General features: G+C 45.5%; 22 protein-coding genes and 2 tRNA genes. 8 read left to right on the plus strand and 16 right to left on the minus strand.

Annotated features, from left to right (window positions below; all coding sequences use genetic code 11):
- Positions 1-167 precede the first annotated feature (167 nt).
- The 4 genes from FTT64_RS12450 to FTT64_RS12465 form a co-directional block, all read right to left on the minus strand.
- On the minus strand, positions 168-566 hold the full coding sequence (locus FTT64_RS12450; RefSeq protein ID WP_127801689.1) for a lysozyme inhibitor LprI family protein: 399 nt from the start codon (positions 564-566) through the stop codon (positions 168-170).
- On the minus strand, positions 550-2,115 hold the full coding sequence (locus FTT64_RS14485; protein WP_227554597.1) for a pesticin C-terminus-like muramidase: 1,566 nt from the start codon (positions 2,113-2,115) through the stop codon (positions 550-552). The genes FTT64_RS12450 and FTT64_RS14485 overlap by 17 nt, the downstream gene beginning before the upstream one ends.
- Entirely contained in the window at positions 2,112-5,006 is a 2,895-nt protein-coding gene (locus FTT64_RS12460; protein WP_180182449.1) for a type VI secretion system Vgr family protein, read from the minus strand. Before FTT64_RS12460 ends, FTT64_RS14485 begins: the two co-directional genes overlap by 4 nt.
- A 167-nt stretch (positions 5,007-5,173) precedes the next feature.
- Positions 5,174-6,874 (minus strand): NAD-dependent malic enzyme, encoded by a 1,701-nt coding sequence (locus FTT64_RS12465; RefSeq protein WP_180182450.1) that lies wholly within the window; start codon positions 6,872-6,874, stop codon positions 5,174-5,176.
- A gap of 366 nt (positions 6,875-7,240) precedes the next feature.
- Between FTT64_RS12465 and FTT64_RS12470 the strand changes: the two genes are divergently transcribed.
- A complete protein-coding gene (locus FTT64_RS12470) occupies positions 7,241-7,846 on the plus strand; it encodes a hypothetical protein (protein ID WP_075175156.1) in 606 nt (201 codons plus the stop codon).
- 3 nt (positions 7,847-7,849) lie between these two features.
- Here FTT64_RS12470 and FTT64_RS12475 read toward each other — a convergent pair whose 3' ends face one another.
- Positions 7,850-8,128: a DUF2798 domain-containing protein gene (locus FTT64_RS12475; RefSeq protein WP_005181365.1), complete on the minus strand. Its 279-nt coding sequence runs from the start codon at positions 8,126-8,128 to the stop codon at positions 7,850-7,852.
- A gap of 184 nt (positions 8,129-8,312) precedes the next feature.
- Between FTT64_RS12475 and argS the strand changes: the two genes are divergently transcribed.
- Positions 8,313-10,103 (plus strand): arginine--tRNA ligase, encoded by a 1,791-nt coding sequence (argS, locus tag FTT64_RS12480; protein ID WP_168369830.1) that lies wholly within the window; start codon positions 8,313-8,315, stop codon positions 10,101-10,103.
- Positions 10,104-10,188: 85 nt separating this feature from the next.
- The gene (locus FTT64_RS12485; RefSeq protein WP_075168056.1) at positions 10,189-10,809 is read left to right on the plus strand and encodes an SPOR domain-containing protein; all 621 of its coding nucleotides are present in this window, start codon (positions 10,189-10,191) and stop codon (positions 10,807-10,809) included.
- A 45-nt stretch (positions 10,810-10,854) separates the two neighbouring features.
- Here the strand turns inward: FTT64_RS12485 and FTT64_RS12490 are convergent, their stop codons facing one another.
- Together FTT64_RS12490 and FTT64_RS12495 are read right to left on the minus strand one after the other, a co-directional pair.
- Positions 10,855-11,514, minus strand: a complete 660-nt coding sequence (locus FTT64_RS12490; protein ID WP_016658968.1) for a glutathione S-transferase family protein — start codon at positions 11,512-11,514, stop codon at positions 10,855-10,857.
- Positions 11,515-11,645: 131 nt separating this feature from the next.
- Complete coding sequence (locus tag FTT64_RS12495) at positions 11,646-12,593, minus strand: pirin family protein (RefSeq protein WP_180182451.1); 948 nt, start codon at positions 12,591-12,593, stop codon at positions 11,646-11,648.
- A gap of 318 nt (positions 12,594-12,911) precedes the next feature.
- On the opposite strand from FTT64_RS12495, the gene FTT64_RS12500 reads away from it, so the two are divergent.
- Positions 12,912-14,180, plus strand: a complete 1,269-nt coding sequence (locus FTT64_RS12500) for a GGDEF domain-containing protein (RefSeq protein ID WP_016658966.1) — start codon at positions 12,912-12,914, stop codon at positions 14,178-14,180.
- Between the two features lie 36 nt (positions 14,181-14,216).
- Here the strand turns inward: FTT64_RS12500 and FTT64_RS12505 are convergent, their stop codons facing one another.
- From FTT64_RS12505 to FTT64_RS12515, 3 genes are all read right to left on the minus strand, one after another.
- The gene (locus FTT64_RS12505; RefSeq protein WP_180182452.1) at positions 14,217-15,149 is read right to left on the minus strand and encodes a restriction endonuclease; all 933 of its coding nucleotides are present in this window, start codon (positions 15,147-15,149) and stop codon (positions 14,217-14,219) included.
- Between the two features lie 243 nt (positions 15,150-15,392).
- Positions 15,393-16,961: a glutamine-hydrolyzing GMP synthase gene (gene guaA, locus FTT64_RS12510; protein WP_016658965.1), complete on the minus strand. Its 1,569-nt coding sequence runs from the start codon at positions 16,959-16,961 to the stop codon at positions 15,393-15,395.
- A 219-nt stretch (positions 16,962-17,180) separates the two neighbouring features.
- On the minus strand, positions 17,181-17,597 hold the full coding sequence (locus FTT64_RS12515) for a DoxX family protein (protein WP_180182453.1): 417 nt from the start codon (positions 17,595-17,597) through the stop codon (positions 17,181-17,183).
- A gap of 193 nt (positions 17,598-17,790) precedes the next feature.
- Between FTT64_RS12515 and FTT64_RS12520 the strand changes: the two genes are divergently transcribed.
- Positions 17,791-18,429 (plus strand): DedA family protein, encoded by a 639-nt coding sequence (locus FTT64_RS12520; RefSeq protein ID WP_005181345.1) that lies wholly within the window; start codon positions 17,791-17,793, stop codon positions 18,427-18,429.
- On the opposite strand, the gene FTT64_RS12525 is transcribed toward FTT64_RS12520, so the two are convergent.
- From FTT64_RS12525 to FTT64_RS12545, 5 genes are all read right to left on the minus strand, one after another.
- Positions 18,426-19,019, minus strand: a complete 594-nt coding sequence (locus tag FTT64_RS12525) for a LysE family translocator (protein ID WP_016658963.1) — start codon at positions 19,017-19,019, stop codon at positions 18,426-18,428. The two genes, FTT64_RS12520 and FTT64_RS12525, sit on opposite strands and share 4 nt — an antisense overlap.
- Positions 19,020-19,238: 219 nt before the next feature.
- Entirely contained in the window at positions 19,239-19,631 is a 393-nt protein-coding gene (locus FTT64_RS12530) for a hypothetical protein (protein WP_005181343.1), read from the minus strand.
- 7 nt (positions 19,632-19,638) lie between these two features.
- Positions 19,639-20,481, minus strand: coding sequence for a ParA family protein (locus FTT64_RS12535; RefSeq protein WP_005181342.1), 843 nt, complete (start codon positions 20,479-20,481; stop codon positions 19,639-19,641).
- Positions 20,482-20,561: 80 nt separating this feature from the next.
- On the minus strand, positions 20,562-20,954 hold the full coding sequence (locus FTT64_RS12540) for a SirB2 family protein (RefSeq protein ID WP_160241736.1): 393 nt from the start codon (positions 20,952-20,954) through the stop codon (positions 20,562-20,564).
- Between the two features lie 32 nt (positions 20,955-20,986).
- Positions 20,987-21,295, minus strand: coding sequence for a BolA family transcriptional regulator (locus tag FTT64_RS12545; protein WP_016658959.1), 309 nt, complete (start codon positions 21,293-21,295; stop codon positions 20,987-20,989).
- 232 nt (positions 21,296-21,527) lie between these two features.
- Between FTT64_RS12545 and FTT64_RS12550 the strand changes: the two genes are divergently transcribed.
- Positions 21,528-21,603: transfer RNA gene (locus tag FTT64_RS12550), tRNA-Gly, on the plus strand.
- Positions 21,604-21,648: 45 nt separating this feature from the next.
- Positions 21,649-21,724: transfer RNA gene (locus FTT64_RS12555), tRNA-Gly, on the plus strand.
- A gap of 391 nt (positions 21,725-22,115) precedes the next feature.
- Here the strand turns inward: FTT64_RS12555 and FTT64_RS12560 are convergent.
- On the minus strand, positions 22,116-22,322 hold the full coding sequence (locus FTT64_RS12560) for a helix-turn-helix transcriptional regulator (RefSeq protein ID WP_004280956.1): 207 nt from the start codon (positions 22,320-22,322) through the stop codon (positions 22,116-22,118).
- Positions 22,323-22,432: 110 nt separating this feature from the next.
- On the opposite strand from FTT64_RS12560, the gene FTT64_RS12565 reads away from it, so the two are divergent.
- A complete protein-coding gene (locus tag FTT64_RS12565) occupies positions 22,433-22,648 on the plus strand; it encodes a hypothetical protein (protein ID WP_001054887.1) in 216 nt (71 codons plus the stop codon).

Raw genomic sequence — 22,648 nt, forward strand, 5'->3', positions numbered from 1 at the left:
AAGTGGAATATGCCTATTCGCGACTGGCGTTTAGCCATGAGCCGCTTTATTATTGAATTCGGTGACCGCTTAAGCAATCGCCTTTAAATTTATGAAAAGCAATTACACAAAATTATTTACAGGCTCTAAAAAAAGCAGCTATCTTTAGCTGCTTTTTTATTTTCAAACTATTGATAATTTTCTAAAAATTTTACTCGCTTGTAGTTTTCCCGAGCATAACAATCTATTAAATAAATCGGTGCTTCACGCCCCCCTTCTGCAGCTGAATATTCACAGATACATTTATATTTTCTATTCTTTAACCACAATCTCTGACTTTCTAATAATTTCTCTTTTTTAGTTCCTTTTAATAGTTTCATTCTTTTTTTATATTCTATATTTAATTTCTTATCTGAATCTAAATAACTTCTTGAAACACAATACATTAAGTCTTCTTGCATAGGACTTCCATCTTTACACTCTACCTCTAAGGCATCTGGATATAAGAAGTCTTCAGGAGTTACTGCATAAGAATTTAAAGAGATAAATAAAAGATTCAAAATAAATAGCTTACTTATAACATTCACATTTTAATCCTTTTTCAAAAATTTTTGCTTCTTCTTCCCGTCTAGCTTGCAACCCTCTATTAGCTTTTGTTGTCCATAATCGTTTCATACTTCTTAACAACGAAGGAACCTTTTTTCCATTACTTTTAAGATCATCTTGGATTTCTTTCATTTCTCTACGACGATCTCCTTTTAAACCTATATACCTGTTATACACTAGAGATAAAATAGCTCCTTGACAATGAGGATGATATTTCAAAATATCTGGATAAACTTTTAATGTATTTTCCGCATACCTTTTTTTTACTATCATTACCATTTGATAAGCTTTATCTTTAGTAATAATAATATCAGAAAGACTATCTACTAATTTTTGTGCTGCTATTCCTTTTTTTCCTTGGGCTTTGAGTAATCTTTGAATCTGACCTAAAGTATAATAGGAAGCTAAATCTTTTTTAATTTGTTCTACACTTTGGTGACCTAAATCATAGCCATATCCTAAAGTTACTCCACTTTTACCATCTTGTCCTTTACTAGGTACATAAGGCTTAGATTCATATTTTTCCCATTTTAAAATTGCATCAAGAGCTTCTTTTGAAATAATCATTGCTCCTAAAGAAGTTTCAAAAGTATAAGTTTCTACAATACATTCTGGAGGACAAATTTTCTTAATATTCTTGTTTATGATCGGTTCATTAGGCTTTGTACTTCCCTCAGTTATATCCACATCTAATTCCAATTTATTAGAATGTTCTTTTATTCTTTTAGAATAATAATTTTTAGCTTCTAAAGACGTTCCATCTGGTTTGAATACTGTAATTTTTACTTTTTCTCCAACCATACTCTGAAATGAAAATTTTCCATTGGATGTATTCGCAACTTTCTTTATTTCACTTTCCAAATATAAGATTTCAATTTTAGTATTTTCAATCCTGTAGTCATTTCCTAATCTGTCTACTATTTTAAAATTTGAGAGACTTTTAAACTTTTCATAGGGTTCATCTAATTGAATCAGAATAGGTTTTTCTGTGCCATTACCTGAATTAAGCGATCTTTTTAAAACAAACTCATCATTCGATGTTAAGGCTAAAAATTCAATATCACGATTAGCCGAAGAGAGGACTTCAACTCTTCCTTGATCATCTGTAATACGTTCAAAACTTTTCTTTCCCTTTGGTCGTGTTTGTATCGGAAAATTAGCCATAATCTTTCCATGAACATCAACCACTTGAAAAGGTGTTACCACCAAACCATTCTGAGAAATCGTACTATTCATTTGTCGATATTCTTCAATGGTGTTAGGTAACTGAATTTTTATAGGATGCTCTGAAGAGGAGAGTGTCGAAGAATTAATGACCTTCACCACAGTATAATCAGATGCCTTCGGTGGTTTTGCTAAAATTTCTACCATCCGATTAGGAGAAGCTTGAAAGACAAATAAGCCATCTGTATCTGTTTTCTTCAGATTCTCTCTCGATGAATTTTGATAACGTGATTTCACCTTCAGATTTCTGACATATCGTCCAGATTTATCATAAAACTTAGAGGTAATGGTCACCAGTTTACTCATGATTCAATATCCTCGTGTGTAGACACCTCATCCTCCTGATCTTCTTCTATTTCTTCGAGCAAATAATCAATCTGTTCATCACTCACTGCTCCACTCAAATGTGTACGCAAAGAGTTAAAGCCCAGTGCAATAAAGTCAGTTGACTGCGACGTATAGAACCTAAAAGTACTCAATTGATGTTGTTCATTTAATATGGATTTATTGGTTTTCAGAAGTTTTCCATCAGTTTGATCAATCACAAAAATTTCTTTTTCTCCTGCAGATGAGCTATTCCATTGATAATTAATCTGATTACTAAACAATGTTGCCATCTGAGGTAAGCTCATCTTCGGTTCAACCACATTTTGTGGCTGTAAAAACAGATGCTGCCCTGCTTTCACCTCGAACTTGCCACCCGTGGTCGGTAACACACCTGAACCACTAATCTCAATCTGACTTCCTCCAGCCACCAATATAATTTTTTTACTCGCCTTGACTTCAATCCTGTCTTCCGTCGAAATAATTTGCACCCCCTTTCTGGCAATAAGATCTGCACCATCACCCTGTGCCTGAATCTCGACTTTGCCTTTACCGGCATACAGTCGTGCCCCTTCTTGTGCTGCAAACAGGCTTAGTTTCTGGCTGGCATGCGCAATCAAAGACTGCTGCGTGCTGAGGTTAATACTCTCTCCGGCACTGTGGCTGATCTGACCATCAGCAGAGAGATGTACATCTTGCTGGCTACTCAACGCAATAGAGTTTGGTGCACTGAGAATCATCAGTGCCTGTTTAAAAGCAGCGGCTTTGCTTTCATCCTGCTGTTCGATCTGCTCTAAAAAGTTCTTTAAGTTATCGAGAACTTCTAAAGGATCGGTCTGCTGGTTTTTGGCCACTTCACTTAGGGCTTGGGTATTGTTCAGTGAGCTTTCAATCTGGCTCTTGGCTTCACTGGCATCGAGATGATTGCCTTCTGCCTGTGCCTGTGGATGGGTGGAAATTAGTAGCCCTTCTCCAGCACGAACTGCGCCCCACTGATCGGTTCTCAGTTCAAAGCCTTCTCCCCGACCGTCACTTTCAGCGCTGGCTTTGGGATGGCTCAAGTTCCCCAGGTTCAGTTGGGTCGCACCATGGCTGCTTTGCAGCTGGGCAGAAATCTGCTTCGGAGTATCATCAAAACGCAGCTGGTTAAAGCCACTGCCTTCAATTTCCTGTGAGCGGATCCCGCTGAGTTTTTTGGTATCGGGTAGTTGGCCTTGTTGGTCGAATTGGGTTGGCGAGCGTTCTGCTTCATGTAAACGACCAACCACGAAAGGCCGGTCGATGTTACCGTCAAAGAAGTCGATCACCACAATTTCATTAATCCGTGGCAGGAAACGTGCCCCGTAGCCTTCTCCGGCCCAGGGGGTCAGTACATCCACCCAGGCCGAATCGGTGTCATTGTCATTACTGCCGGCCCCGCCATCATGCTGATGGTCATCACTGCGGGTAAACAGGAAACGGACTTTGATTCGGCCCCATTCATCGACATGGATGCTTTCGCCAGCAGGACCGACTACCCGGGCGCGCTGTGGATGAGCCGCCGGTCGGTGCTGTAGTGGATGGTATTCCGGTACGGTGCGGATATTGCGGCGTTGCAGGGCTAAGGTATTGCCTTGACGTTCATCCGGGTGTTGTTCGTGTTTAACATTAATATGGCTATGCCAGTGGCTCTGGCTGAGTAACTGGTTAATCTGCTGATTGAGGTCTTTGGGTAAGTTGTTCTGGTTATAGAACTGTTTGCCGGTAATTAGAAATTCTTTGTCTGCTGCGCTGTGCTGGTCAATTTCCGGGTGTTCATTCAGTTCAAACCAGTAGCCAACCTGGGCATCACGGACGGTGGAGTGGGCACTAAAGTATTTGGATTGCAGGTCGTGGTAGTGACTGAGGTTCTGGTTCAGTTTGTCCAGCTGGTTATTAGAGGATGCGGTGGCCTGGTCTTCGCCATTTAAATCCTGCATCCAGGCCGGGCTGATCTGCCAGGCTTGTTCCAGGCTGAGGCTGGCATTGTCCTGATTGTGGCTGTGCTGGTGTTTGCTTTGCACTGAACCGGCACCTTCTTCCTGGCTCAGGCTATCTGACTGCCAGCGTTGCAGATGTACGGCGGTCGGTTGCAGGCTGCGCTGGGCAATCAACTGGGTGATGCTATCTAATTGTTCGGTGGCACTGGAGCGATGAAAGCGGATACTGCGACGATTTAAGGCGCTGTACTGGTTGTTATCATCAATCAGGCGCAGTTTCTGGGCCTGAATCGGGCTGCTGGAATGTACGACCTGTAACTGGGCTTCATCAATCAGCCAGTTAATGCCTTCACTGCGCCAGAGCCGGGTCAAAAAGTCATAGTCGGTTTCATTGGACTGCATGATAAAAGGACGCACATCCAGTTCCTGGGTCAGTCCGGTTAAGTCCAGAGTCAGGCTGGCAGCAAAGAGCGGGCTTTTGTTTTGCCATTCTTTAAACAGAATCTCGCTGACTTCGCGCACGCTTTTATTCATAAACACGCGGCTGTTACGGCGTTTATGCCAGAGTGCAGTCGGATCTTCTAGCGTAAGTTTATAGAGGGTGAGAGAGCCATCACTCTGGCCTTGCGCGGCTGCGGTGATAATACCGCTGCTGCGAAATAGCTGGCCCTGGTCAGTGACCTGATCGACGGCAACCTGCGCGCCGATAAACTGTTTTAACGGAATCTGGGCATTGGTCGAAAGACAGATCAGTTCGGCATGTAAACCGTCATTGAGCTGGTGTTCACCGTCGATGCGCTGTAAAAAAACATCGGCATTTAAGGCCGGCTGAGAAAATTGAATATGGAGGGCACGTTTTTGTGGGCTGAGGCCGGCCTGCTCCAAGGCAGTATGGATATGAACACGGGTTATCATTGTTATAAAAGGTATTGTTTTAATTTGCCCCGATTCTAAACAATGCTTATTTTTTAATCCAGCCTCCCGCTTTCATTTCTTGCCTACAAACCACCTGTTTCCGACCAGTTGCGATCAACAGCTGCCCAAAAAAGGAGCCGAAGCTCCTTATGGTGTTTGTCTATATTTTAAAAGGTAATCCGGCGATAACTGCGATATTCCGGTTTCCAAAAATTCGCCTCAATCGCCTCTGCCAGTAACTCGTCACTGATTACTGGTGCTACACCGGCCAGCATCGCCGCTTTAGCCACCTTAAAAGCAATAATTTTCGAAACCTTCTGGATTTCATTTAAATCCGGTAACAGATCGGCTGCTGGATCGAGCAGCATCGGCGAACAGTCCGCCAGTGCATTACTCGACGCCATCAGCATACTGTCTGTGACTCGGGTCGCGCCGGAGGCGACTACACCCAAACCGATGCCCGGGAAAATATAGGAGTTATTGCACTGCGAGATATGATAAATCTTGCCATGATAATTCACCGGCGCAAATGGACTACCGGTTGCAATGAGGGCCTTGCCTTCAGACCATTGCAGGATATCAGCCGGCACCGCCTCAACCCGCGAAGTTGGGTTCGACAGTGGCATTACAATTGGTCGCTCACAATTCTCGGTCAGGGTGCGAATAATTTCTTCGGTAAACAGCCCCGGCTGACCTGATACGCCAATCAGTACCGTTGGTTTGGCATGTTTGACTACATCGAGTAGTGAAATCATGTCATCGGCATTGCCCCAGGCTGCAACCCGTTCAGGCGACTGTGCCAGTTTGCGCTGGAAGTCCAGCAGATTCGGCTGGTTTTCGGTGATCAGGCCAAAACGGTCAACCATAAATACCCGCGCACGCGCTTCGGCATCGCTTAAACCTTCATACATCATCTGCGCAATAATCTGCTCGGCTATGCCGCTACCAGCAGAACCGGCACCGAGGAAAGCCACCACCTGATCTTTCAGCTGTTTGCCAGCGGCGCGCGATGCAGCAATTAAACTGCCCACCGAAACGGCTGCGGTGCCCTGAATATCATCATTAAAACAGCAAATCTGGTCACGATATTTGTTTAACAATGGCATCGCATTGTTCTGAGCGAAATCCTCAAACTGGATCAGCGCTTTTGGCCAGCGGCGCTGGATCGCGGCAATCACTTCATCAACAAAGGCATAGTATTCATCTCCGGTAATCCGCGGCTGATTCCAGCCCATATAAATTGGATCATCCAGCAGTTGCGGGTTGTTGGTACCTACATCTAAAGTAATTGGCAAGGTATAAGCCGGGCTGATCCCACCACATGCGGTATATAAGGATAATTTGCCAATCGGAATCCCCATCCCGCCAATCCCCTGATCACCAAGACCTAAGATGCGCTCGCCATCAGTGATTACAATCACCTTCACGTTTTTCTTGTTCACATTTTGCAGAATGTCATCAATATGGCCGCGGTCCGGATAGGCCAGGAAGATGCCACGATGACGGCGGTAAATATCAGAAAAACGCTGGCAGGCCTCACCGACCGTTGGGGTATAAATAATCGGCATCATTTCACTTAAATGATGCTCAATTAAGTGATAGAACAGGGTTTCGTTGGTGTCCTGAATATTTCTTAAATAAATATGCTTGTTGATGGCATCGTTAAACGACACATACTGCTGATAGGAGCGCTGACTCTGTTCTTCAATGCTCTCGATGGCATGTGGAAGTAAACCGTGGAGATTAAAATGGCGGCGTTCCTCTTCTGTAAATGCACCGCCTTTATTAAGCAAAGGCAGCTCCAGAAGCGTGTTTCCGGCATAAGGGATGTAAAGCGGTTTTTTGGTGGCTGAATTCGCTGATGTCATTTCCGATCTCATTATTCGATGATCCAGAAGGAGGCTCAAAGCAAAAGTTCCTCTGGGAGATAAGCTAGCTTAGCCCGTTTTGAGGACAATGGGGTATTTAGAAAATTGATAATGATTTGTGGATAATTTAGGTACTGAATAAATTTGTCCAATCCGGCATCCAGTCACGACATAACGCTTTCCCGAAGCTCAAAATGCGGTTTTTTATGCCCAAATCAATCCCCTGCCTGTTTAGCTTACAAATCCTCGACCCATCAGGATGTAGTTTTTCGCTGTTTTTCTGTTACATGCAGCCAGTGCAGATTTTTCAATTGGCCTCAATTTGGGTATGCTCTGGGGCAAAACACAACGACATATTTAAAAATCATGTATATCAAGCCATGGATTACACTGGGCGGTTTGGCCGCTGTGCTGGGGTTAGGCGGCTGCCAGACCCTTTCCAATACCACTGAAAAAGTCAGCGATCAGGTGACCGGTTTATTCTCCAGTAAAGACAAAGCGCCGAAAATCGACAAAGATGGCGTGGTCGATATCAGTAAAAAAACCCTGGAGCAACTGGAAAAATTTACTGCCAGCATGCCCACTCAACAATGGGTCTATATTGAAAATGAACAGCTGGGACGCTATCAGCTGAAAAACAAGGCTCAGGATGGAGTGATTCTGACTCTGGCCCTGCACTGCAAGATCAGCAGCCAGCGACCAACCTTCTCGCTGAGCAGTGCCGAAGGCAAGACATTGTTAAAGGCTTATGATCCGAATGCCGGACAGATCCAGTTCCTGCTCGACAATCAGAATTATGGCAATCCTTTTAATGTACATACCGATGAGCCATTGAAACGCTTCCAGGCAGCCATTGCGCAGGCCAAGGTGATCAAGATTTTTAATGCCTCCCGGCTTTATACCTTCCAGAATGGCAATGCCGATCTGCTGAGTAAACCGGTGTCCTGTCAGGAGTCTGGTGCATCGAGCTAAATACTATTTGGGTGCACCCGGCATATCCACCAGCATCGCGGTAAACCGGCGCACCAGCGGCAACACCACCAGCACCACCGGAAAGGCAATGGCCCAGGAAATCATCCAGTTCTGGAACCACAGTGTGATCAGTCCTTCGACCCAGCCCAGCGCACGCAGCATATTGACCATGGAAATAATACCGCTCATCAGGCCAGACAGCAGCAGCGGCATAATAATGCCCGCCCATTTTGCTGGCAGTTTAGGAATATTGGCGATGATTACAGGACGTTTGGCGTGCATGCGTGCTCCTACAGCGGGACAAATCCGTCATTGATCAGGTCATTTCATGGCCATGGTAGCATTTTCAGGCTACAGATGGCGCAGAATGTCGGACAATCTTCATTCACTACAAATGGGTTCACCTAAAGACAGTGAAATTTGCTATATTTGCTGTTTTTCTGCGACATTTATTTTTCGACTGATTATGAATACGGCAATCCAAGCAGCTCTTGAACATGCAGTGCAATCCCTTCAAGCAGAAGGTGTCCTCCCAGCAGACTGGAACAACACCAGTAATTTGACGCGAACCAAAGACCGAAGCCACGGTGACTTTGCCTCAAATATCGCCATGATTGCCTCTAAAGCTGCGGGCATGAAGCCGCGTGATCTGGCCGAAAAAATTCTGGCCGCATTGCCAGAAGTGGCAGATATCAGCAAAGCAGAAATTGCCGGTCCGGGGTTTATCAACTTCTTCTTAAATGCCGACCAGCGTTTTGCCATTCTTGATCAAATTCAGGCGCAGCAAGACCAGTTTGGCCGCACCAAGGTCAACGCGGGCAAACGCATTCAGGTTGAATTCGTTTCTGCCAACCCGACGTCCAGCCTGCACGTGGGTCATGGTCGCGGTGCCGCTTATGGCATGACCGTTGCCAACCTGCTCGAAGCCACTGGCGCGACTGTAGATCGTGAATACTATGTGAACGATGCCGGCCGTCAGATGGATATTCTGGCAACATCAACTTACTTACGTTACCTGGAACTGACCGGTCAGGAGCTGGTGTTCCCGAAAAATGCCTATCAGGGTGATTACGTCAAAGAAATCGCGCAAAGCATTATCGACCAGGATGGTGATGCTTATGTACGTCCAGTGGCCGATGTCTATAAAGATGTACCGGAAGATGTGCAGTATGCAGCTGAACCGGATGCAGAAGGCAATAAGGTGGTCCTGTCTGGCGACAAAGAAAAACACATTGATGGTCTGATTTTCAATTCACAAACTTTAATTGGCGAAGGCTATCGCGTATTCCATCAGGCGGCTTTAAAAGCCATTCTGGATGACATTAAAGATGACCTCGGTGAATTTGGCGTAACCTTTAACCAGTGGTTTAGCGAAGCCTCTTTAACTGAAAAAATTGATGAAGCGCTGCAAACACTGGATCAGCGTGGTTATCTGTATGAGCAAGATGGCAACATCTGGTTTAAATCGACTGAGTTTGGCGATGAAAAAGACCGCGTGGTCAAACGCCGTAATGGTCAAACCACTTATTTCGCTTCAGACATTGCATATCACCTGAATAAATTACAACGTGGCTATACCAACCTGATTGATATCTGGGGTTCTGACCACCACGGTTATATCTCCCGTGTAAAAGCTGCAATTGATGCGATGGGTTATGACTCGAAAAAACTAACTGTTTTACTGGTGCAGTTTGTCAGCTTATGGCGCGGCGGCGAGATGGTTCAGATGTCTTCCCGTTCTGGCCAGTTCGTGACCTTGCGTGACCTGCGTAAAGAAGTCGGCAACGATGCAGCACGTTTCTACTACGTCATGCGTAAATCTGAACAGCACATCGACTTTGACCTGGATTTAGCGGTCTCACAAAGCAAAGACAATGCGGTGTATTACATCCAGTATGCGCATGCCCGTATCTGCCGTATGCTGGAAAAAGCAGCCAGCACAGGCGTGAATTTTAATGCGCTTGACGCGCGTCAGTTTGCGGCCAAGCTGGAACTGGAGGCTGAAACTGAAATTCTGGCCAAGCTGGCGGCCTATCCTGAAATTGTGACCCGTGCTGCCAATGCCTGCGAACCCCATCAGGTTGGTAACTACTTGAAAGAATTAGCAGCTTTATTCCACGGCTGGTATAATGAACACAAAGTGCTCAATGATGATGCTGCGCTTACTCAAGCCCGCTTATTGCTTTCAGTAAACGTACAACAAACCTTGCGCAATGGTTTAGAATTATTAGGTGTTTCTGCACCTGAAAGCATGTAAACCAAGACATTCTTCTGCTGGGCAGGCGTACCATCACGCACCTGTCCAGCCAATCAGCCAATAATCAGAATAAAGAGGTTCCCTCGTGTTTGGAAAAACGCAACGCGGTGTATCAGAACGACCAAATAAGCCCAAAAAACCACTCATTCCGACCTGGTTAGGCACACTGGTGGTGATTCTGGTCGTGTTATGTTTCGCAGTGGCCTTAATGCTGTGGAAGCCGTGGGAACCTGTGCCACCAAAAGGCCAGATCACTTCTGAACATTATCAGGAAGACACCAACAAGGATTACCGCTTCTATGACCTGCTGCCCCAGCAACAGGTAACACCAATTCCGGAGCAGGCCGTACCTGAAACCCAAGAACAGACGGCAGTGGTGATTGTCGAAGCGCCAATTGTTGAGCCGGCAGCGCCCGCAGCCGCCAGTGAAGCGACGGCGGGCATCACGCCAACTGAACCGCCCGTGGCCGCGCCTGCCAGCTATATTCTGCAGGTCCGCAGCTATACCGATCCGGATGCCGCCGATGCACGTCGAGCTGAAATTATTCTGAATGGTCTGTCCGCCGATGTGGTCAAAACCGTAGAAGGTGGTGAAACCTGGTATCGGGTAATTTCGGGGCCATATACCTCTGCAGAGGCGGCGCTAATTGCTCAGCAAACCCTGCAACATAGCGGGATTGATTCGATTGTGGTGAAACGCCAATAATAAAAAAGATGCGCAAGCATCTTTTTTTATAGCTTCAAATTTTGTTTAAGCCAACTGTGCCTCTAGCTTCTGTTCACGAGCGAACGCCCGCTGATAGCCCTCGCGCTGTGCCAGTCGCTGCAGATAACGCTCAATCTGCGGATATTTGCCATCAGTACGGCTTTGCAAGGCCTGTAGCGGAAAGGCCATCTGAATATCGGCAAAGGAAAATGTGCCGGCAAAATAGTCATGTGTGGCCAGATAATCTTCCAGAAACTGGATATGATCTTTGAGTCGCGGCTGAATAAAACCCTGCCGGATACCTTCACTGACTTTTGCTGCCACCGGACGAATCAGCCAGGGTGCGCGCTGCGGCACTTTGCTGGCCACCAGCTGCATCACCAGCAATGGCATCAGTGAACCTTCGGCATAGTGCATCCAGTAACGGTACTGCTGCTGATCGGCCGGACGTGTTGGCTTGAACTGCTGCGCCGCATCATACTGTTCCTGTAAATACTCTAAAATCACCGCAGATTCGGCAATCGGCTGCTCACCATCTGTCAAAATTGGTGCTTTACCCAGCGGATGCACCCGTTTTAACTCTGGTGGCGCGGCAAAACTCGGTAAACGGCGATAAAATTCAATCTGATAAGGCTGGCCCAGTTCTTCTAAGGCCCACAAAATACGAAAGGAACGCGACTGTTCCAGATGATGCACAGTAATCATAATGACACTCTGATTGTTTTTCTTGAAATAAAGAACCACCGGCCACCTTGACCGGTTGCGGCAACTCAGCATCATCAGGCCCACCCATCGATCGCGACGCTTGGGCCTGAAGTTCAATTCATCATGCCTGCTTAACATGAAGCACGCATTTTATCTGGCAGGGCCGGTGCTTCCAGCCGTGGCCCATTATAATCTGGAATGCTGCCAAAACGCGGGTCCTGATTGACCCACTGGTCACGTGCCTCGCTCAGCTCGTCCTGGGTACGTCCGACAAAGTTCCACCATAGTAAAATCGCGGATTCAAATGGCTCACCGCCCAGTAACAGTACGCGTGCACCCTGGTGCAGTTCAATCTCAATGTCCTGCAGACCCGGCTCCAGCACCACCATATTGTCTTCGTTCAGTTCATGCTGGTTAATATGCGCCGTGCCTTCTAGCGCCATAAAGCCATATTCAAAGGCCGGATTCAGCTGAAGCCGGGTGCGTACCGTTTCTGCCGCAGTTAAGTCCAATGCCAGTAACGGGCTATGCACCTCAACCGGCGAGCGGGTTTCCAGAAACTCCCCGACCAGCACGGTAAATTCAACCCCATCTCGTGACACCACCGGTAATTCAGGATAATGGTCAAAACGCGATGGCATATTGCGCTTGGCATCCGGCAAGGCAATCCACAGCTGGGCCGCATGCATGTGGGTTTCCTGCTCTGGCGCGACTTCGGTATGCGAAATCCCCTGCCCGGCTGTCATCAGGTTGACCTGTTTCGGCCGGATCAATTGTTTGGAGCCGATACTATCGGTATGCATGAGGGTGCCTTCAATCATCCAGGTAAAGGTTTGCAGGCCAATATGCGGATGTGGTCCGACATCCAGCCCGTCACCCTGCGGAAAGCTGACCGGACCGGCATGGTCTAAAAAGCACCAGGCGCCAATCATGCGTTTATGACGGCTGGGCAAGGCGCGTTTAATGACGGTGTCCTGCCCGATTTCTGCACGGCGCAGCGGCACTTCCTGAATAAACTGCTGGATATATTTTTCACAATCGTCTGAATGGGACAGTTCGGTATAGTTGGCATTGGTCATAGTTGTATCCTAACTCTGGCGATGTTCCATGTCGCTCATCTTGTTGTTTATCTTATACGCGGATGCTGCATGAGTTTGCTATAGTTCAGTTAATATGCAGCATTCTCCTGGCAGAACAATCAAAAAATCGCTTTTTGTTGTAAGGATTCATGTGAGCACCAGCGCACAATTTCCTCTCTTTTCCTGCCGTTTTGAGGCTTTTTTTCAGCAAATTACCCATATTTAGGGAGGTCTTTTTTTAATCGCGAAAGCTATACTATTACTTTGATTTTATTAAAGACTTGGGGCAATTCTATGAAGATGGGAAATCGGATTAGAATGTCGACGAATTCAACAGATCTTGCACCCGATGATTCGGATCGACATATTTTACAAGCGTCAGAGTGCGACCTGGAAAGTCGTCAGGCCCTGGAACAGGCCCTGCAAGATCCGGCTGCCCGTATTCCGCCCCAGTTTGAAGACTATTTTTATAAATTCCAGACCATTCACCAGAAGCTGTATTTACAACAGGTCAATCACATTGGCCAGCTGGCATTTTTACTGTACTTTTTCGCCGATTATTTTGTACTGCCCGATGTCAGTCTGCTCTCCGGCATCGCCAGAGTCATCGTGATTGTACTGGCCATCAGCATTAATTATTTCCTGTTCAAATATGTGAAAGATATCCGGATCCATGACCAGATTTTACCGGTCGGCACGCTGGTTTGTGCCGGCCTGTGGTTTTATCTGATGTCCTTGTCGAACAGCCCCTATATCGATATCTATATCTATGCCTCGGTCATTTTTGTGGTGCTGGCCAATTTGTGTATTCAGGTGCGCTTTAAGCCGGCGCTATATACCTCGTTTTTAATCAGTACCGTGGTGTTTTTAGGCGTATCTAACTTAACCAGCGCCATTGAAACCATTATTTTTGCGCTGGTCTATCTGCCAATCTGGCTGTTCAGTTTATATATCAGCTGGACCAATACCCTGAATGCACGGCGTAATTTTCTCAGAACCATGCTAAATGACTGGAATTTCCATATTCTGCAAGAGTTGGCGCATACCGACGAGCTGACCCAGCTCAGCAACCGCCGCCAGTTTGTGCATATTGCCGAGCATAAGGTACATGAATGGCCGCAGCATGCTTCGACCTGCCTGCTGATGTTTGATGTCGATTATTTCAAGCAGATTAATGACACCCATGGTCATGACGTCGGTGATCAGGTGCTGCAGACCATTGCCGATATTGCCCGTAAGGAAATGCGGCGCAAGGATATTCTGGCGCGTTTTGGTGGCGAGGAATTTACTGCTTTACTCACCGAAACCAGTCTGCAGGATGCACTGCTGATTGCCGAACGTTTAAGAACCAAAATTGCTCAGCACCGGATTTATATTGGCCAGAATATCAGCCTGAATTTTACCGTTTCGATTGGGGTATCTGAGCTCAAAGCCGAACAGCCTGATTTAACCACATTAATTAAAGAAGCTGATATTGCCTTATACGCGGCCAAACAGCATGGGCGTAATTGTGTACTGCACTATGATATTGGCATGAGCGAACCGAAAAAACCGGCCTGCCCGTCCAATATTTCCTGGGTGGTTTAAATGCAAAAAGAGCGCCGAGGCGCTCTGCAAAATGAATTAGAAATTATCTTCATCAAAACGGTCTTGGTCGATTTTATAGATATGGAAACTCCGTTCTATCTGTACCCCTAAACCAAATTCAATCATCAAGGAGGTCAGCTTATTGCCATCAATTAAAACAATACCTGATTTCTTCGCAGACTCAATTGCCTCTTTACTAAAACTTGAAGTTGTAATGAAAACACCCTTCTTGGCGACCTGATCTGCCAAAGCGCCTTTAAACTGCTGAATATCAGGACGCCCCACGGTATTTTCCCAGCGTTTTGCTTGAATATAAATTTTATCCAGATCTAAGCGATCTTCGCTGATTACACCATCAATTCCACCATCATTCGTTTTTCCAATTGCTTGCGCTGCATCTTGATGTGAACCGCCATACCCCATAGCGACAAGAAGATCGACAACAAGTCGTTCAAAAAATAAAGGAGATTTATCTTTTATGATCTGAAGTAAATCATTTTTCAAATTAGACTTTAATAATTCTGTCGTAGTCTGAATCGTTTCTTCAGGTGTTTGTGTTTCCGGATAAACATTTAAACTTTCTGCATCTGTTAAAGTTTTAACTTCCGATTCAGCTTCATTTTTCTTGCCAAATTTAAAACTTTTAAACCCGTCAAATTGGGCTAAAAATTCATTGGTTATAGCATTTAAATTTTTTAAATCAATTGTTCTTCCTAAATCACTGATCTCACAATAGGCCCTTTTAGGCTGCTGAATTAAGCCTGCTTTGACTAAATATGTCTTTGCCCATGAAACTCTATCTTTAAATATATTTTTTCCACTTGGCAGTGTTTGATTTAAATCTTCTTCAGACAGATTTGAACGTTCAGCTAAAACATCAGCAGCATCTGAAATTTTAATGGGCTGATCTAATTCCGACAATAATCTCATTAAAGGAAGCATTAACTGATCGTATGTAGGTAAAGACATATTTTTAAACTTAAGATTTTATTTTTATTCAGTATAAATAAAAAAGAGCGCTTAAGCGCTCTTTTTTAAATAATTTCGGGCTTCTAAACTGCCGCGCACCTTGCGCCGATTTTAAAAGCAATGCTTTAAAATGGGCTCATGGCGTAATTCAGGCACAAAGCAATGCTTCGTAAAACCCCACTGCCGCGGGCACAGCCCTTGGCGTAATTCAGGCGGACAGCAGTACTGTCCGAAAGCCCTGAATTACTCCCATTCAATTGTTGCAGGTGGTTTAGACGATACGTCATATACCACACGTGAAACGTCTTTAATCTCGTTCATGATACGAGTTGAAATACGATCTACCAGATCATATGGCAGGTGCGCGAAACGTGCTGTCATAAAGTCAACTGTTTCAACGGCACGCAGGGCAACAACCCAGGCATAACGACGGCCATCACCCACCACCCCAACAGATTTCACTGGCTGGAATACAGCAAAGGCTTGTGCAGTTTTGTCATACCAGCCGCTGGCACGCAGTTCCTGCATAAAGATGTCATCAGCCAGACGTAAAATGTCGGCATATTCTTTTTTCACTTCACCCAGAATACGCACGCCCAAACCTGGACCCGGGAATGGATGACGGTAAATCATGCTGTGTGGCAGACCTAAAGTGGTGCCCAGTTTACGTACTTCATCTTTAAACAGGTCACGTAACGGTTCAACCAGTTCAAAAGCCAAATCATCCGGTAAACCACCCACGTTGTGGTGTGATTTAATTACATGCGCCTTGCCCTGTTTGCTGGCGGCAGATTCAATCACGTCTGGATAAATCGTACCTTGTGCCAGGAATTTCACACCATCTAATTTACGTGCTTCTTCAGCAAACACTTCAATAAATTCACGACCAATAATCTTACGTTTCGCTTCAGGATCAGTGACCCCTGCCAGTGCAGACAGGAAACGATCTTCCGCATCGGCGCGAATCACGCGGATCCCCATGTTGTCAGCAAACATTTGCATAACCTGGTCGCCTTCGTTTAAACGCAGCAAACCGTTGTCTACGAATACACAGGTCAACTGATCGCCAATTGCTTTATGCAGCAATGCAGCAACCACAGAAGAATCCACACCGCCTGACAGACCCAGCAGTACTTTTTCATCGCCAATCTGTTCACGTAGCTGTTCTACACGCAGGTCGATAATGTGCTCTGGTGTCCACAGACCGCGACAGCCACAAATCTGGTGTACGAAGTTCGACAGTAATTCCGCACCTTTAGAAGTGTGCGTTACTTCCGGGTGGAACTGGATGCCGTAGAAACGACGTGTTTCGTCAGATACCATGGCAATTGGGCAGCTTGGAGTTTGCGCTGTCACCTGGAAACCTTCCGGAATACGGGCAACTTTATCGCCGTGGCTCATCCAGACATGCAGCTGGTTTTCACGGTCTTGCAGGTTACCAATCAGCTGGTCACGCACCACGATGTCTACTTCTGCATAGCCAAACTCATGGACAGTACCTGGCTCAACTTTACCGCCAAGCTGTTCGCACATGGTTTGCAGGCCATAACAAATGCCCAATACCGGCACACCCAGTTCAAACACCACTTGTGGTGCACGCGGGCTGCCTTCCTGGTGAACGCTTTCAGGTCCACCCGACAAGATGATACCGTTTGGATTAAATGCACGAATGTCTTCTTCAGACATGTCATAGGCATACATTTCAGAATATACGCCAGCTTCACGAACACGACGTGCGATGAGCTGACTATATTGAGAACCGAAATCCAGAATCAGGATACGATCTTCAGTAATTTGAGTATTGGTAGTCATGACAAACAACTATGAGAGGCAAACGAATATAAGCGCCGTATTCTAGCATTTTTTCTGCGCATTAAACACAAGATTCAGATCAGTCTGTGCGGATCCCCGAATCAGGCCGCTACCGGCAGATGTTCTCGACCCTCTTCTTTATTATCTATTTAGGCAAAAAATAAGGCAGCCGGAGCTGCCTGTACTGAATGACGGGACATTATTTCCCTGCATCACATCTTATTTTTCAATCAGATGATCCAGACTCAGTTTACCTGCACCTTGCAGCACCAATAGCAGGAAACCACCTGAAATCGCCAGGTTCTTCATCAGGTTAACTGCATCTTCCGGTGCACCATGGAACATAAATGCAGTCAGCAAACTGAATACTGCCAGTGCCAATGCCACCAGACGGGTTTGCAGACCCAGTAAAATCGCCAGACCACCACCCAGCTCCAGCAGAATCACCAGTGGCAACAGGCCACCCAGCACCCCCATCGCTTCCATATAGCCCACCGTTGCGCTATAGCCGGCAATTTTGCCCCAGCCCGACACAATAAAAATATAAGCCAACAAGACACGCGCCAGTAGCAGCGACAGGTTGTTTAAGGCAGGGGTTTGAAAGATTTTGGCAACCACAGTATTTGGATTAAACATGAGAGAACCTACAGCAGATCAGTAAAAAGATGCTGCTATCTTAGGGACTGGCCGAAGATCAAAAAATCACCATTTCAAAGATGTATCGTTGCAAATTTAGAATGATGACAGCGGAAATTTATTTACGTTTTTCTACTGACTTTCACCAACCGGACTGATAGGATTTGACTACATTTCTGCTTGTTTTTCCCTCATGGAACTGATTGATTTTATCCTGCATGTTGATGCGCATTTACTTGAGTTCATTACCAATTATGGGGTCTGGATTTATGCCATCCTGTTTCTGATTATTTTTGTTGAAACCGGTCTGGTGGTGATGCCCTTTTTACCGGGGGACAGCCTGTTATTTGCAGCCGGTGCGCTGGCGGCCTCGACCGGTGCCATGGATCCGTGGTTATTGGGCGGCTTACTGTTTATTGCCGCTGTCTTGGGCGATACCCTGAACTATCATATTGGTAAATATATTGGGCCACGGGTATTTGAAATTGAATCACGCTTTATTAATAAAAAACACCTGATTGCCACCCAGCAATTCTTTGCCAAGCATGGCGGTAAAACTATTATTTTTGCCCGTTTTGTGCCTTTTGCCCGCACCTTTGCCCCTTTTGTTGCCGGTGCCGGGAGCATGAACTATAAATACTTTCTGACCTATAACGTAGTGGGCGCTTTCTGCTGGATTGGCTCATTTATTACCCTAGGTTATCTGTTTGGTAACATGCCAATTGTGAAAGAGAATTTTACCTATCTGATTTTTGGCATCATTATTTTAAGTGTCTTGCCGGGGGTGATTGGTTTTGCCCGCCAGAAGCTGAAAAAGCAGGTCCGCGCTTAAGCAAAAAAGCGCAGAATAACCGGAAAAGCACACAGCACCAGCAACATGGCCGATCCTTTATACAAGAGATCGGCTTTTATTTGCTTAGATTCTCCCGACAAAATCGCGCGACCAAAAGACATCCAGAACAGCGCAGTCGGCAACAGCACCAGACAGAACACTGCATAAACCATCAAGAAATTGGTCGGATTATCCCAGGTTTCAGTCGGTAAAATCCCGGCAGCAAAAAGTAGTGCCTTGGGATTTTTTAAGGTGGCAAAAAACAGCTGATGCGGGCGGATAGACGGGTTGAGCTGGTTATGCTTGACCAGATGCGCATGCTTCCACAAATGAAAAGCCGTCCACAGCACATATAGTGCGCTCAGGCCATGCAGAATATGGCTTAAATACGGCCAGATTGGGACGGTCAGATGAATCAGCAGCGCCCACAAACTGATGGCATATAAATAGCCAAGCAGCTCGGCAGGCACAAATAAACTGGTTCTGGCAATTCCATGTTGATGTGCTGAACTTGCAAGCAAAGCATTGGTTGGTCCCGGAATAAGCAGAACCGCAATCATTGCCAGCACAAACAGCCAACTTTCAATCATAGACACCTGAAATTACCTGAAATTAGGCGCACACCTTATATTAATTTGATAAAAACTGACAAGTTTTTCTCACGACTGGGAGGATATTTGGACAGATAAAAAAGCCTTTATTTTTATTTAAATTTAAGATTTTTAATAATTTTTTCTGAAACATTTTGCTAAGATTTTTCACGCCGTGACTCGCATAAACTGCCAGCCCAGCGTGAAAAATGCGAAGCCTTAACTGGCCTGCTTGGTGCGTACAACAATTGGACAGCCTTTAAAACGCGCCGCCTGCACAATGGCTTCCTGCTCGCCCAGCACCCGTGCCAGTTCAGTATTTTTGGTATTCGATGATTGTCCCATATTGACCGAAACACTTGGGCCAATGCCCCAGCCGCCACGACTGCCCCAGCCTCCGCCAAGACCCACCCCCACACCAACACCGGTCCGTTTAGGCGCCTGTACGCCCTGATCAATATAGGACTGAATCCGGTTATATTCGCTTTGCAGCTGCTGACAGTTCAGCGCCTGATAATGTGTAGGCGAGACATAGGTCGGTTTAACCGTCGTGGCACAGGCACCCAGCAGCAAGGTTCCGGCAGCCAGCAGGCTGATATACAGTGTTTTCATGCCCATCTCAGGATTGTTTCTGTTCAATCTCATTGAACAACGATTGATAGGCCTGCGTCAATTTATGATCTGTAGCAAAATGAATAAGCGGCAGATTTTTATGATGCGACTCTTTCATGATGACTGAGGGTGGCAGCATGCTGTTAAATACCGGTAACTGCTCCTCTTTCAGCTGCTCGACCACTTCTCGTGGCAGCTTGGCCTGGGCCTGGAACTGGTTCACCACAATGCCTTCAATCTCCAGCTCGGCATTATGATCTTCCTGGGTTTCCAGCACATTTTCAATCAGGCTGTGCAGGGCACGTTTGGAAAACACATCGCAGTCAAACGGAATTAATACCCGGTCAGCCGCAATCAGCGCCGATAAGGTAAAGAAGTTAAACGCCGGCGGTGTATCAATAAAGACCCGCTCATAACGCCCGGCCAGTGAGGCCAAGGCATCCCGCAATTTATAGATTTTATGTTTGCTTTCTAAGGCATGGGCCAGACTGCCCAGGTCCGGACTGGCTGGAATTACATCCAGATTTGGAAAAGGCGATTGATGCACATAGGCTTCCAGCCCCTTGGCGCGGCTTTTTAAGATCGAGCCCAGGGCATTGCCAATCAGGCCTTTGCTTTGGGTATTGCCCAGCACTTCTTCAAAATAGTTCTGGATATTTGGCTCTAGTGCCGGCTTATGGGTGGAATAGGTGGCATCATCACCCAGTAAATACTGGCTGGAGTTGGCTTGCGGGTCCAAATCAATGACCAGGGTTTTAAAGCCCTGATGGGCACTGATGGCGGCCAGATTGACCGTAATACTGGATTTTCCAACGCCGCCTTTCTGGTTAAAGACCACACGTGTTCGCATGTCTATCCCTCTGATTTTATATTCTAATTGGCTCAAGTGTAGCGAAGTATAGCCGAGAGATAGACATTATTGTCGAACAATTAACCAAAACTTGGCTTGATCATTACCAAGGCGATAATCGCCAGCAGTGCAACCAGGGCTATGCCCCAGCCGGCGCGGCGTTGCACCAGTAAAATACTGTCCGTTTTACGGTAGGCTTTCATTAACGAAGACAGCATCACCAGGAATAAAATGATTTTGGCATAAAACCAGGTTTCGACCTGAAAATCCTTTAATGCCAGCAGCACAATTCCGGTTACTACTATCAGCGTAACCGATAAATGTTGTAGCGCCACCCACAGCGTGCGCCCGGCCGGATTGGGCTGGTTGCCCTGCACGCCTTTAAATAAGGTCAGGCCACGGGCCAGCAGAATGACCAGCAATACGCTGATGCTGGTCATATGAATAATTTTAAGTAAAAGTTGGGTTTCCATGAACTGTTCTGATCTCTATTTCTTGTTCGGGGTTATTGTTTCGGGGCGTGGGCACATTCCGGGCTTGAGGTATCCTGTCCTTGCCATTCATCCTGAACAAAAGCATGAATTGCCAGCGCATGAATCTTGCTTGGACTTAACAGATCACCGACCGCGGCATAGACCTGTTGATGGCGCTGCACCAGACGTAAACCGGCAAACTGTTCACTGACGATTACCACCTTAAAATGAGATTCCTTCCCCGGATAATAGCCGCCGTGACCAGAAGATTCATTCACCACGTCTAAATGTGTCGGGTTCAGGGTGTGTAAGCGTTCAATCAGTTGTTGTTCTATACTCATGATCATGCATCCAAAAAGGCCTGAGATTAATCTTAGTATACCCTGTTCTTTTTGCGATATTGTGGCGACCGGCTGAAAACCACCTTTTTCCCGCTTGAACCGCCGCTATTGGCTGATTTCACAGCAGAAATCATCTAAACCTTGGTCAAAATGGCTTTTATTTATGCAATCAGCACAAGTTTTTTCACAAAGTTATTGACCCTGTTTTTGCATAATGTATTATACACCGCATGCGGGAATAGCTCAGTTGGTAGAGCACAACCTTGCCAAGGTTGGGGTCGCGAGTTCGAGTCTCGTTTCCCGCTCCAAATTCTTTTTTGTTCATTTTTTAAAGTAAAAAATTGATCGACCCTGCGGGAATAGCTCAGTTGGTAGAGCACAACCTTGCCAAGGTTGGGGTCGCGAGTTCGAGTCTCGTTTCCCGCTCCAAATTCTAAAAGCCCTCATCGAAAGATGGGGGCTTTTTTATTATTGATTTTAAATAATATTTTTTCTTTCAGTCTATAAAGCTATCAGCTTCAACGCGAGTAAAAAGTTAAGTTAGATCAGTTAAGAGTGGGCTTACGTGACCAAAAGTGACCTAAACGTGCCCTGTAACCATCACATATAGATCAATATATTAAAGATTTTGTATAAATTTTAGTGAACATCGGCTGAGTAATTCTAAAAAAACTTAAAATACTTCATTCTGACTTTTATTGAAGTCTTTTTCACTACTTTATAAAAATGGTGACCAAATTTGGTCACCAAAAATACTTAATAAAAACAATATACTAACTAGAAAATTATTAAATTACATGACGCTTTTTATTAGCAATAATTATTCATCTGGCTTGAACTTTAATAAATCGCCAACGTCTACATTTAACAATACGCACAATTTTTCTAATGTTTCAAAATCAATACGAGTTGATTGACCATTATAAAGCTTATGTAAAGTCGTCTTACTCATTCCGGTTGCCCGAGCTACATCTGCCACTTTCATTCTTCGTTCCGCCAAAAGAACAGGCAAGTTACAAACTATCATTAATTACCACCATTGTGTAATAAAGTACTTGCATGATGTATTAAACGCATTTATTATTGCATTGTGATCTTAAATAACACCATTGTGATACTTTATAAAAGGATACAAACATGAATCTTACTTATATTACTACAAAAGAACTGGCGGAACGAATCCATTACAACGAACGCACTATCCGAAATCAGTTGAAGGACAGTGTTCTAATCGAAGGCATTCATTACATCCGCCCTTTTGGTGGACGCAAAATTTTATATGTATGGGAGCGTATTGAAGAAGATATGACTAAAACCACTTTAGGCTCGCTACACAGCCTACAACTTCAATAA

It is taken from the genome of Acinetobacter sp. Q186-3 (assembly GCF_013420655.1).
Taxonomy (GTDB): domain Bacteria; phylum Pseudomonadota; class Gammaproteobacteria; order Pseudomonadales; family Moraxellaceae; genus Acinetobacter; species Acinetobacter indicus.